Below are 12,282 nucleotides of genomic sequence, written 5' to 3'. Positions count from 1 at the left end.
ATCCTGCACCGCACTTGGGGAATGAGCATAGCCGGTGCAATCCCTGACCGCTCTAAGCGTCACGTGAAACGGGGACGGAGCTTTTACACTTTAGCAGAGCGGGGGTCAGTGCAAAGTGCAAAAAAAAAGAAAACTGCACAAGCAGTTTTCTTCCTTCACAATCCCTTATACCACTTCGCCGCAGCTTCAACCTCACTCCGCGTTAGCTGGTGGCCTTGATTTTCCCAGTGCAATTCTGCCTTGGCATTGGCTCTTTGCAGCAAGGCGTGCAGTTCAGTCGATTCTTCTGCCGGACAAATTGGATCGTTAGTTCCGGCTGCGATGAATATGGATTTCCCCGTTAGATCCGGGAGCTCAATCCCTCTTCTCGGAACCATCGGATGGTGAAGAATTGCGCCTTTTAATGCATCCCCATAGTGGAAAAGCAGACTTGCTGCGATATTGGCTCCATTGGAATAGCCGATGGCGATGATTTGGCTGCGGTCAAACCCATACTTATCAGCTGCTTCATCCAGAAATTGATTGAGTTCCTGTGTGCGGAACGCGAGATCTTCTTCATCAAACACACCTTCAGCGAGTCTGCGGAAGAACCGGGGCATGCCATTTTCCAGTACATTTCCGCGGACGCTCAATACGGATGCCTCTTCATCAATCATTCCTGCGAGCGGAAGCAGGTCAAGTTCATTTCCGCCTGTGCCGTGAAGCAGAAGCAGGGTTGGTTTTTCCGGATTGGTTCCTTTATTAAAAATATGTTTCATTCCATTTCCTCCTCCAAAACGTGTACCTCTATATGAGGCAGGCTTCTTTCCAGTTCTTCCCGCTGCGGCTCAAGCCAGGATGGCAGCATGAGCTTTGTTCCAAGCTCGTCAGCCGGTTCATCTGCTGTAAAGCCGGGCGGATCGGTCGCAATTTCAAATAAAATGCCGCCTTCTTCATGAAAATAGAGGGCATTAAAGTAGTTGCGGTCCAATATGTCCGTTGGATAGAACCCTTTTTCCTGAAGAAGAGCTCTCCATTTAAGATGGTCCTCTTCATTTTTCGCTCTCCAGGCAATATGGTGCACCGTGCCGGCCCCCATTAATCCTCTTACAGAAGGGGACAGCTTTACATCAATCGTATTGCCGAGCTCTCCCCCGGATTTAAATCTCAGAAAGCTTTCTTCCTGTCCTACGCATTCGAGTCCAAGTACTTGTTCAAGCAAATCGGCTGTTTTATTCGGCTGGGCTGAAATTAACGTCGCGCCGCTGAATCCTTTAACAGCCTGGTCCGTTGGGATTCCGCTGAAGCTCCATGTATTGAGAGGCCCTTCCTCCCGTTCCACCAATTCAAGCTCAAGGCCATCCGGATCCTGAAAGGCGATATACGTTTCCCCAAACCGTTCGGTCTTGTAAAACTTTACCCCGAATTTTTTCAAGCGGCTCTCCCAGAATGAACGGGAACCGGGCGGAATCACATAGCTTGTTACTCCGACCTGTCCGGTCCCGATCCGTCCCTTCAATTGGTCCGCCCATGGGAAAAAGGTGATAATTGTTCCGGGCTGGCCGGATTCATTTCCAAAATAAAGATGGTACACTTCCGGCCGGTCGAAGTTAATGGTTTTTTTGACGAGCCGCAGGCCCAAGACGCCGGCATAAAAGTCGATATTCCGCTGCGGATCGTTCACCATGGCTGTGATATGATGGATTCCAGCTGTCTTTTGCACGGTATTTCTCCCCCTAAAATTCTCTTACTTCAATCGGAATCAGCGCCCGCTCAATCCGGTCTCTTGCCTCTTCATACTGAGCTGGAAGCATTAATTTCTGTCCCATTGTCTCATGAGATTCATCATGGGCAAAGCCTGGAGGATCCGTCGCGATTTCAAATAATATCTCGCCATGCTCTCTGAAATAAACGGCATTAAAGTAGTTCCGGTCTTTTACTGGTGTGACGCCGTATCCATGCTCTCCCACATATTTCTGCCACTCTAATTGATCCTCATCATCCGCTGCGCGCCATGCGATATGATGCACGGTTCCCACTCCCATTTGTCCGCGGCCGGTTGGCGTCGTTTTTAAATCAATCACATTCCCAAGATCGGCTTCAGAACGGAACCGGATGTAATCTCCCTCTTTTCCAACGCGTTCAAGCCCCATGACGTTCTCCAGCAATTGTGCTGTCTGGTCCGGCTGAGCCGATAGAAGAATCGCTCCTCCAAATCCTTTGATTGCCGTCTCAGGAGTGACCCCATTAAAAGACCATGTATTCGCCTCGCCTTCCTCCCGCTCTACGATTTCCAAGTGAAGGCCATGAGGATCATCAAACTCCAAATACTGTTCACCGAAGCGTTCCGATTTCGTAAATTCAACTTTGAATGCTTCCAGCCGCTGCTCCCAAAACTCCATCGAACCCGTTGGCACCGAATAAGTGGTGACACCTACCTGACCATCGCCAATCGAACCTTGGCGTGCTCCGGCCCATGGGAAAAAGGTGATAATGCTGCCCGGTTTTCCGCCTTCATTTCCAAAGTAAAGATGATACGTACCAGGGTCATCAAAATTTACCGTCTGCTTCACTAAACGCAATCCCAATACGCCTGCGTAAAAATCAACATTTTCCTGTGGATGCCCGACAATCGCTGTAATATGGTGAATACCCATTGTTTTTTTTGTCATTTTCTTTCACTCCTTATCATTTCTCTATTCTATATGAATGATTGATTATCCTTTTATCTCGAAATCGAGATATACAGGTATAAAAAATTAGTTTTCTGCTCTGTTCTTAACTCTGTTCAACATTTCAACTAGTCTCTCGGCCTCATCATTTTTCAAGGATCCAAGCACGTAACTCGTTAGCGCCTGATGCTTCGGCATGATCTTCTCCATTTGCTTTTTGCCAAGCTCCGTTAAATCCAAGTGAATGGCACGGCGGTCATCCGGACAGGCGCTACGGTAAATCAGTCCTCTGTTTTCAAGTTTATCGATCGTATAGGTCATGGAACCGCTTGATACGAGGATGCTTTCACCCACTTGGTGAATCGTCTGTTTCCCGTTAAGAAACAGGACTTCCAATATGGAGAACTCGGTAGGATTCAGATTTTCTGAAGCCGCTGCCCTTCGCATACGTTCATGAACCGCTTTCGCTGTTTGCATCAAAGCAAGGTAAGGAGTTTTTTTGCACGCTTCATCCAAATCGGTCACCTCCTGGTTTATGTTTTTAAATGAAGTATTTTTAATTTAAATATCTTGAAGTTGAGATAATTATAACCCCGCATTTGTATTGGAGTCAATGGAATTTCATAAAAAATCCACATAATAATAGTGAAAGTTTGTTCATAATCGCCGCAGCAATCGAGGGAAACAAATCGCTATACTTGCTCTTCACCTAAAAAAGCCGCTTTGTCAGCGGCTTTTTTAGTATCTATACATTATCGAATGGACTGGATTTTCTTATAGGTAATGCAGCGCCAAACCCACTCAAGCGGGCCGAATTTAAAGGTTTTAAGCCAAAATCTGCTTCCAATCATTAAAACTATATATATTCCGAATGCCATTAGTATCGTACCCGACAGGGAGACTTGCCCCTTTAGCCCGAATCCGTAATCGTTGAAAATAAATGAGCATAGTACCGACTGAAGAATATAGTTTGTCAGCGCCATGCGGCCGGGATAGCTAAGCCATCGAAACAGAAAGTCCCAGTTCTTTTTTCTGGATAGTAAAATAAAGATGGCTGCATAGCTGATCGATAGAATGGGCCCAGTAAGTGTCTGGTTAAGCAGGAGGACGACAATAGCGGTCACCGGCTTTAGTGTATTGAACAGGATCACAACGGCAAGGTTTAACAGCAGACCAATCGCTATTCCCCTTCTGCTCATGCCTTTTAATAAGGGAAGATTTTCTTCAAGCTTCTCAAACATGCGTTTTTTCCCTGCATATAACCCAAGGAGAAACATTGCCAGGACCGTTGGGAACCGTGAGATTAATAAAGGAAGAACTTCGATGTACGCGTTTATTCTTTCGGTGATGGAATCCGTATAGGACAGCGGTTTTTCATTCCCGCCCTCCAGCATCCTGAAAGCACGGAGCAGCTCTTGATCGGCTTCCTTTAGTTGCCCCCCGTATTCAGAAGTATGCCGCAGCACTTCAATTCCTGCTACAGATCCAATCACAATTAAAATGGGAAGGATCAATAGCCCCGCTATCCAGATAAGCAGTGTCTTCTCGCTGCATTTTTTAAAAAGAAGCAAGGCAAAGCCCACTACTGCATAAATGACAAGAATATCCCCTTCCCAAAACAGCGCGATGTGAAGGACACCGAATAGAAAAAGGGCAGCAAGCCTTCTTGAGAACCTTGGTACAATATTGATTCCCTGTTCATTTGCCCTCAAAAGCTGAATTGAAAATCCTACGCCAAACAAAAACGAAAAGAGCGTGAAAAATTTAGATTCAACAAATAATAAAAGAAATTGATTCACCATTTCATCGATGAAATTCGGTTTACTATCTAATGAAGGCGGGCCTCCGGCTGCTGCAATGGCCGTAATGTTAATAAGAAAGATTCCCAGCAAGGCAAAGCCTCTCAAACTATCTAAAACCATAATGCGCTTCTTTTGAGGAAGCGGATTGTCCGCTTCCATCCATTTTTCATTCATGGAGAATCCCCTTTTTCCCTGATCGATTGATTAACTCAAATTATGCTTGATCTTTATTATCCTCTGCATATACACCGAATTTTCTTCTTAATATGCTATGTAAAAATAGGCGGCTGAATAATTTACACCTCAGTGAAAATCAACTGACGAGTTTACCATAGCTATCAAAATAAGATTCATAGTATCAACTGAAAGAAAAACGTGTGTAACATACTATCTCATTTCTTAAAGGTATCTACTTCAACTGCTTTGTGATTCAATTTTCATTGGCAGCTCCTCTAAAGGTTGACTCTTAACTTCTAATTGCATCATGCTTTCACCAGAAATGATCTCGAACCAGGCTAAACTGTGAGGTATATATGGGACATTACTTTTGCCGCTGAAGGAAAACCGCTCTTAACCCTCTTATGTATAATGTCTTGCGGCAGATCTTTTATTTTTCGATAAATGGTAGTTATCCGTTCTTAATACAGACTGAGCCATTCTAATTTTTCCTTTCAACATTACATTAATGGTTAGAAGATTGCATTTTCTAGATTATCACATTTATAGTATTCAGTTTTTAACTTAAAAAACCTTTCCTCACTCCATAAAAACAACATTCCATGTTAGATCATCATAAAAAGATGCTATAAAAGGTCTTTTCGCAAATGGAACTCTTTAAATACAAAACCCACAAATTAACAACTTTCCTAAAAATAATGATGAAATCTTCAACACTTACAGGTAAAATATGTAAAGGTAAATATAAATATATTTTGAATTTGGAGAGGAATACATGAAGAATAAATCCATATTGATCTTATTGATTGTTTTATCTATTTTATCAGCGTGCAACAGTAATAAAAACGAAATCAAGGATAGCCCTTTATATAAAGGTAAAGAATTGACGATCGGGATCATTGGGAAACCTCCAGCAATTCGTGAGGAAAACATTGTTTTTAGAAAGATGGAATTAAAGGGGTTAAGTGAAAAAAATCTCGCTTCAAAGTTTAATTCAGTATTTATTATGAAGGAGCATTTATCTGAAGCTGCAAAAGCTTCTTATGCAAGCATCTACCGAAATTCTGGTATTCCATTCTTCTTTATTGAATCAAAAAAATCCTATATTCCTTTTGTTTTGGAAGATGCAGATTATGAAGATTTTTCTGATTCAAAGTCCGGCTATTATGCCAGTGGATATTACCAATCTGGTGAGGAAGGAAGGCATTGGGAATTTGGACTTTATAATGACAAGGTGAACAAGGTGAATATCTTGGATGCTTACTCAAGGATTTTTAAGACTATTGAAACGGTTGATAATGGAAAGTAATTTCCACAGAAAAGTGCTAGGGTGTTCCAGCACTTTTTTATTATCTATTCAATACTGAACTCCTTACTTATAACAGATTATTTTTGAGGAAGTAACCTCTGCTCAGTTGGGTTCAAACCCCTAAATTCTACTTTTAAGATTTAATCCTAATGCACCTGATTCGCTAAATCCACTAATTCTTCGATCGTCAGTTTTTGATTGCCGAGGTCCGTTTTATTTTCGTTGATGTAATAAATAAAGTCCAATTCATAATAAAATCATGTAACCCCTTCTAAGAATGAATAGAAGGACCATCGAGTTTTTTCATCCCGTCCTCTCCCCTTATTAATACAAATGTAAGCATACTCCCCATTACCCCAGCAGCCGAAACAACGAGCCAGGGAATACCGTCCCATCCCTGCAAGCCCATCAGCACTGGACCGGCAAAGCTTCCCGCAGACGCACCGATCCCAAATGAGATCTTGGATAGCCCAAAATAAGCTCCTGTAAGTCCATTATTGGCATACTCCGCCACTTTGATATCGGAAGCAGGAAGAACGAGCGTTTCCCCGATGGTAAAGATCATGACGCATAATAAAATCCACCACTTATCCCCCACTGCCCAGCATAGAAAAAGCCCTGAAGCCATGATGAGCATCCCCCGCTGAATGAGCACAATCGGGGCATGTTTTTCAAAAAGACTTCGGATGAGGAACATCAGCAGCAGGCCGCAGATGGCATTGACAGTCACGACGTACGATACGTCTGCCTTGGACTGCGTTACGTCAAACATGATGAGCGGAAACAGGATCGTAAGCTGGCTGTACATGAACCAGAAAAAAAGCATGGTACCGTTGAAGGCAAGAAAGGGACGGTCTTTAAAGACTTTTAAAAATCCTTTGGCCACAGCAGAATCGGTTTGGACCTTAAATGAATGACGATTGAGAAACAACATAAGCCCGATTAAAAAGTAGAGAGACCCTCCAAATAGAAACGGCCAGTCCGGATTCCCCTGCATAAGCGAGCCTCCCGCAAGCGGTCCGAGTATAGCGCCTGCGTTTAAAGCCTGGTTATAGTAGGTGAATCCTTTTTTTCGGATTGATTCCTCCTGCCGGCTGAAAACCGCCCCCACCGCAGGTTCATAAAGGGCTGTTCCGAGTCCCGTCAAGGCGGCGGCAATCAAGGTTCCAACGAAGGAATCTGCAATGGCAAAATAGAAAAAACCGCCCGTTCGAATCCACATTCCCATGACCATTGAGACCGCATACCCGATCCGATCGGAAAGAAAGCCGCAAAACAGCGGCAGCACTCGGGAGGTGATCATGAGGACACTCAGCACTGTTCCGACCTGGATAGCCGGGAAAGATAGTTGGTCCGACAAGTAGATTGCCAGAAATGTAAATACCGCAAATGTTCCGAGATTCATGAAAAAAGTCGCAGCCAGGAGCGTCTGAACAGGCCCATTCAGCTTCATGTGGTTCCTCCTCTTTTGTAACCAGTCATATCTTTTACTGGTATACACTTCATTACCAACCATCTTATGGTAAAATAAAGGAAGATGCAACCAATAAATTAGATAGGTGGTTACTCATGACCCATAAACCTGCTCCTGGATCCTTAGAAGTTCTTCGGGAATATCTGAACACCTGGTCCATCCCAAACGATACGAGAAAGCCTGCCGAAGCCATCCGCACCCAGCAGGATCTCACAGATTTTTTGGACCAACAGCCTTTGCTAAAAGATCTGCAAGGGAACGTAGAAGAGTTTAAAGCATTTCGTGAGGATGTTCGCAAAAGCATCGAGACGCAGGAAATTGATGTGCTCTCCCCCTGGATGCAATACCATCCCTTATATACGGTTTTCGTGAAGGAAGAAAGGGCAGCAAAAATTATGTTCAAGCCAGAAGATGAAGACAAGTTCGTAGGTATATTTCTTGCGATCATCGCGGAAGTGGTATCCAAAGGACAGTGGAACCGATTGAAATCCTGCCCTGACTGCCGATACGTCTTCTATGATCATTCGAAAAACGGCAGCAAAAAATGGTGCAGCATGTATGCGGGGGGCTCAAATGGCCGCGCTTGCGGGACGATTGATAAAGTGAAGAGGTATCGAAGCCGAAATCAAATATCAACTTAATAGCAAGAGGTGCATAGATGAAAAACGAAATTGAATTAGAATTAAACCCACTCTTAGAACTTGAATTACAGGAAGCAGGCAGGGCGTCAAATTTGTTTTGGCTCGGAATCGGCCCCTTATCCACAGTCCAAACAAAAAAAGGATCTGATATTGGAGCTGAGTATTCCTTACATATACAATGTTCTTGGCGCTTATCCGAAGGAAAGAAAATCATTGCAGGGTCCAGAGATTTTTATTCTCCCTCCTCACTATGGAACGGGGAAATGGCTGACTTTGATTGGGATGAAATAGGAAGCAATCGATTTGATGAGCGGATTCAGTTATTCAATCGCCGGAAGGAAAAACTGCTTGTGGAAAAGATCGAGGCTGATGAATTTGGAGGATTCACCCTTTCCTTTTCATACGGGTTCACTTTAGAAGTGTTTCCGGATTCCTCAGAAGAAGATTCCGACGCTGAATACTGGAGATTTTTTAACTGGAAAGAAAAAAGCCCTCATTTTGTGGTGACTGGAATGGGGATTGATGATGAGTAAGTTTGTGCAATTAACTTGGATTTTGTGCAATTATTTTAGATTTTGTGCAATTATTGTGATTCTCAAATAAATCTGGTTCAGTTTAAGAGCGGGGTTCGGTCAAAGAAGGGTATTGCTGCAGGTAATAATCAACTCCCCCATGCCCCTAATAAAAGAAGATAAAAAAACAGGTGTTTGCTGGTAACAAGTTAAATCACAATAACTTTTAAGTATAATTCTCAGTAATATTCGCATAAAAAGAGGAGGGACATAACTAAAATTGTTGTCCCTAAGCCGAATATTTCTTTTTAAAAAAGCATGTTGCTGATTTTATAAACCCTGTTGATTGAAGCGGAAGGCGTGAGACTCCTGCGGGAGCAGCGGGACAGGTAAGACCCCGCAGTCGCAAAGCGGCGAGGAGGCTTACCGCCCGCCCCGCGGAAAGCGAGCGCCTGCAGCGGAAATCCACAGCCAAGTTTAACAGTGCTTTTTTATTAGCCGGAAACCTTTTGTACCAGCCTCTTTTCCTTTATAAATGTTCAATCTTCACTTTTATACTCAAGAATATCACCAGGTTGACAATCCAATGCCTTGCATATTGCTTCTAAAGTTGAAAACCTAATGGCTTTCGCCTTTCCGTTTTTCAATATAGAAAGGTTAGACATTGTGATACCAACTCTCTCCGTTAGTTCTGATACACTCATTTTTCTTTTTGCAAGCATTACATCAATATTAATTATGATCGCCATTTCAACACCTCAAACCGTTAATTCATTTTCCGATTTCAATTGAATTGCATTTCTTAAAAGTTCTTGGAGAATAGCAGAAAAAACGGCAATAACAAGTGAAGCAAAAATGATTACGATACCCAAAAGGGCAATTCCAGGGTGTAAAGCATTAAGAACTGTCAACATAATCATCCCTATTACATATAAAACTATAATGGCCATTGCACAATTCCTTACATATCCTAAAGAAATTACAGATAAATCGGTAAAGGCATCCTTTCGTTTTATATAATTTAAAATTTTTAGGGCTTGGTATAAAGCTAGAAAAAATGGTATGGCTGTTAAATATAATCCCATAAGAACTGGTATTTTCAAATAAGCATTCTCAGGGTCCATCACCGCTGCATCTCTCGCCAAGTTAGGTAATAAAAATATACATAATGAAAGTATAGTAAGCCCGATGATGAAGATCGTGATTTTTAAAAAAGTAATTTTATATTGTTTCACAAGCAAATCCTCCTCCATTTTCTGTTAATTATAATTTATAATTTATTGTTTATCAATAAATATTTATTATTTAATATTGAATTCTTGTTGTTAAGCCAGATTCCTTTTAAAAAATAAGATCAAAAACTTCTACCGCACCATCTGATGGCATTTCCAGTTTAGCCAATATTAGCATCCTCCTCCGTACTAAAGATTTGAGCTAAAATCCGCTTATTATAACGTTTTCCGCTCGCTTGTTTTTAGGCTCAATAAACTTCATGCCCATAGGGGTTTTCACCTCCCTAATCAATTCACAATTTAATCCACAGCATAAAATACAGCCAACTCACATACCCCACAATAATTATTTCCAAATGGGTGATTTCAACTGTGAATTGGGGAGATAATTTTCAAAAAACTCTTATAAACATTGATAAATAACCAAAAAACACATTAGAATTCATCTGTGAATTCTAATGTGTTTTTGCTTGTGTTTTCTTATTTGCACTTTTAAGTAAACCCGTTAGTTTGCTGGCACCTATTTTTTGCAGCTTCTGCCTTTGAGTCATTTTCAGCCTGTGCGGTTGCCTCATTTGTTACATGGAATCATGTTAGCTGAACTGGCGGCTATATGGTGAATACCCTTAGTTACAGATTAAATGGAATCAGAAATGCTCTGAATTGATTCTCCATAAAATAAATGCCAGACAGAGGACCAGTGATAAGAACCCTGTCAGCACCACATACTGTGTCCCGAGTCCACTAATAAACCATCCTCCGGCTGCCGTTCCAATTGTTGTTCCGACATTTACAGAGGAAAGGAATAAACCATTTGCGAAATCAGGCGCTTCCGGAGCGGCAGATGTAATCCAGGACTGATTAATTGCAGCACCTATACCGGCCAATATTCCCCAGAATAAAGTGAGGACAGCGGCGGGTATAAGGAACGGCCCCAAAAAGAACAACCCGGCGTACACAATCCCCAGTGCAATCGGAAACGACACGATCGATTTTCGGGCATCTTTTGAGAGCAGCCTTCCTGCCAGAACGTTTCCGATCATATTAGCCGCCCCAAAAAGCACCAAAATGAGGCCGATGATTTTTGCAGGAGTGTTAGTGACGGTTTTAAGGTATTCCGCAAAATAACTATAAACCCCAAATATAGCTGAATTCAAAAATAGGACGGCGGCGATGGACAGCCAGACGATCGGTTTTCTCAAAACTGAAACCTGTTCTCCATAGGTTAGCCGTTCTTTAACAGGCAGTGAAGGGAAAAATATTAAGGTCGCAATCAAAACGATCACATTGACCAAAGCGAAAAATAACATCGCGATATGGTAGGAGGCGTTACTGGCCAAAAAGCTTGCGATTGGCACTCCAAGTACCATCCCTCCGGATACCCCGATAAAAACCTTCGAAACCGCTCTATGGGATTCTTCCTTTTTTACAGAATCAGCAGCAATTGTAAAAGCTGCTGAAAAGTAAATAGGATGAAAGATGGCTGGGATAATGCGGGCCGCTATAGCAACAGCAAAGTTAGATGTATAGGCAGCAATAATGTTGGCCAGAACGAAAAGGCCAAGCACAGCCAGCATAGCCGTTTTTCGATTGATTCCAGAAAACAGCAATGGCATGACCGGTCCTGATATGGCAACTGTTAGCGCAAAAACACTAACGAGCAGCCCCGCCTTGGATACACTGATGCCAAAGTGATCAGCGGCGAAAGGCAAAAGTCCGATTACGCCCATTTCTGTATTGATGATGCCAAATGCTCCGAGCATTAAAATTGATAAAAGCCATTTATCCCGGTTTAACAAAAAAAAGCCACTCCCATCTAAAGCAGGTTAATCCATTTTCTCAATTCTTACAATTGTTTCCTCTTTCATGTCTTGAATATGTGCTGCTCCCTCTTCGATTTTCCCCAACAGAATCAATCCCGGTGAAAAATCATAATCTCCGTAAAATAGAGCAAGATTGCCCCATGGAGAAAAATACGCCAAATCCCCTGCGGATGGTTTACTGCCTGACGGAGCATCCTTTACGGTTAAGGGCTCCTCAAGCACACTGATTTTCTCGTTATTCGCATAATCTTTAAAGGGCAGGCTTAATGGAAGACGCTCTATAAAATCCCTGCTGGCTGGATGATCGTACATCTTCACAATGACCGTATGGCTGTTAAACTCCAACTTGATTCTGGTGTCCTGCATCATTCTTTCAGCCCCCCTGTTCTTTTCTGCTTTCTGTTCAGCTGCGGAATTTACTGAATCCGTGCTGCGGATGGGCTGTCCGCTGTTTTCCGTGCCGCATGCTGTCAGCAGGATAGATAAAGTTAATAGAAAAAGGATCTTTTTTATTTTACAGCGCCTCCTTGTTTTCCTCAGGCTGTGGCTGCTGGGCAATCTCTCTTTCAGCGAGAAAATCACCATGTATTCAATAATGAACATTTGTCTATCATTATATCTGGATTTATAATGGCAGCAATGGATAATTCATTTAAGATTG

At 42.5% G+C, this 12,282-nt stretch carries 13 protein-coding genes and 1 pseudogene; 3 read left to right on the top strand and 11 right to left on the bottom strand.

What is annotated here, in order from left to right; translation table 11 throughout:
- Window positions 1-155: 155 nt before the first annotated feature.
- The 6 genes and pseudogenes from WCV65_RS05210 to WCV65_RS05185 all read right to left on the bottom strand — a co-directional run.
- A complete protein-coding gene (locus WCV65_RS05210; protein WP_338780589.1) occupies window positions 156-758 on the bottom strand; it encodes an alpha/beta hydrolase in 603 nt (200 codons plus the stop codon).
- Entirely contained in the window at window positions 755-1,702 is a 948-nt protein-coding gene (locus WCV65_RS05205) for a ring-cleaving dioxygenase (protein WP_338780587.1), read from the bottom strand. Before WCV65_RS05205 ends, WCV65_RS05210 begins: the two co-directional genes overlap by 4 nt.
- Before the next feature lie 13 nt (window positions 1,703-1,715).
- The gene (locus WCV65_RS05200) at window positions 1,716-2,651 is read right to left on the bottom strand and encodes a ring-cleaving dioxygenase (protein WP_338780585.1); all 936 of its coding nucleotides are present in this window, start codon (window positions 2,649-2,651) and stop codon (window positions 1,716-1,718) included.
- Window positions 2,652-2,738: 87 nt separating this feature from the next.
- A complete protein-coding gene (locus WCV65_RS05195; RefSeq protein ID WP_035405472.1) occupies window positions 2,739-3,167 on the bottom strand; it encodes a MarR family transcriptional regulator in 429 nt (142 codons plus the stop codon).
- A gap of 236 nt (window positions 3,168-3,403) precedes the next feature.
- A complete protein-coding gene (locus WCV65_RS05190; protein WP_338780583.1) occupies window positions 3,404-4,627 on the bottom strand; it encodes a DUF418 domain-containing protein in 1,224 nt (407 codons plus the stop codon).
- A gap of 273 nt (window positions 4,628-4,900) precedes the next feature.
- Window positions 4,901-5,110 (bottom strand): annotated as a pseudogene (locus WCV65_RS05185) (DinB family protein); the annotation flags it as partial.
- Between the two features lie 295 nt (window positions 5,111-5,405).
- Here WCV65_RS05185 and WCV65_RS05180 point away from each other — a divergent pair.
- Window positions 5,406-5,939, top strand: coding sequence for a hypothetical protein (locus WCV65_RS05180; RefSeq protein WP_338780580.1), 534 nt, complete (start codon window positions 5,406-5,408; stop codon window positions 5,937-5,939).
- Between the two features lie 271 nt (window positions 5,940-6,210).
- Here the strand turns inward: WCV65_RS05180 and WCV65_RS05175 are convergent, their stop codons facing one another.
- Window positions 6,211-7,392 carry an MFS transporter gene (locus WCV65_RS05175; protein WP_035405463.1) on the bottom strand — a complete coding sequence of 394 codons (1,182 nt, stop codon included), beginning with the start codon at window positions 7,390-7,392 and terminating at the stop codon, window positions 6,211-6,213.
- A gap of 116 nt (window positions 7,393-7,508) precedes the next feature.
- Here WCV65_RS05175 and WCV65_RS05170 point away from each other — a divergent pair, with 116 nt between their 5' ends.
- Window positions 7,509-8,054: a CGNR zinc finger domain-containing protein gene (locus WCV65_RS05170; protein ID WP_338780576.1), complete on the top strand. Its 546-nt coding sequence runs from the start codon at window positions 7,509-7,511 to the stop codon at window positions 8,052-8,054.
- A 17-nt stretch (window positions 8,055-8,071) separates the two neighbouring features.
- Window positions 8,072-8,587: a hypothetical protein gene (locus WCV65_RS05165; RefSeq protein ID WP_338780574.1), complete on the top strand. Its 516-nt coding sequence runs from the start codon at window positions 8,072-8,074 to the stop codon at window positions 8,585-8,587.
- A gap of 518 nt (window positions 8,588-9,105) precedes the next feature.
- On the opposite strand, the gene WCV65_RS05160 is transcribed toward WCV65_RS05165, so the two are convergent.
- The 4 genes from WCV65_RS05160 to WCV65_RS05145 all read right to left on the bottom strand — a co-directional run bounded on the left by WCV65_RS05160 (window position 9,106) and on the right by WCV65_RS05145 (window position 11,990).
- Window positions 9,106-9,315 (bottom strand): helix-turn-helix transcriptional regulator, encoded by a 210-nt coding sequence (locus WCV65_RS05160; protein ID WP_035405454.1) that lies wholly within the window; start codon window positions 9,313-9,315, stop codon window positions 9,106-9,108.
- Between the two features lie 9 nt (window positions 9,316-9,324).
- Window positions 9,325-9,819: a DUF2975 domain-containing protein gene (locus tag WCV65_RS05155; protein WP_338780569.1), complete on the bottom strand. Its 495-nt coding sequence runs from the start codon at window positions 9,817-9,819 to the stop codon at window positions 9,325-9,327.
- 626 nt (window positions 9,820-10,445) lie between these two features.
- Window positions 10,446-11,597, bottom strand: coding sequence for an MFS transporter (locus tag WCV65_RS05150; protein WP_338780568.1), 1,152 nt, complete (start codon window positions 11,595-11,597; stop codon window positions 10,446-10,448).
- Between the two features lie 27 nt (window positions 11,598-11,624).
- Entirely contained in the window at window positions 11,625-11,990 is a 366-nt protein-coding gene (locus WCV65_RS05145; protein WP_338780567.1) for a cyclophilin-like fold protein, read from the bottom strand.
- Between the last annotated feature and the right edge of the window lie 292 nt (window positions 11,991-12,282).

The sequence above is a fragment of the Metabacillus sp. FJAT-52054 genome, from assembly GCF_037201815.1.
In the GTDB taxonomy this organism is placed as follows: Bacteria; Bacillota; Bacilli; order Bacillales; family Bacillaceae; genus Metabacillus_B; species Metabacillus_B sediminis.
Note: the sequence above shows the minus strand (reverse complement) of the source record. Positions and strands in the feature narration are given on the sequence as shown.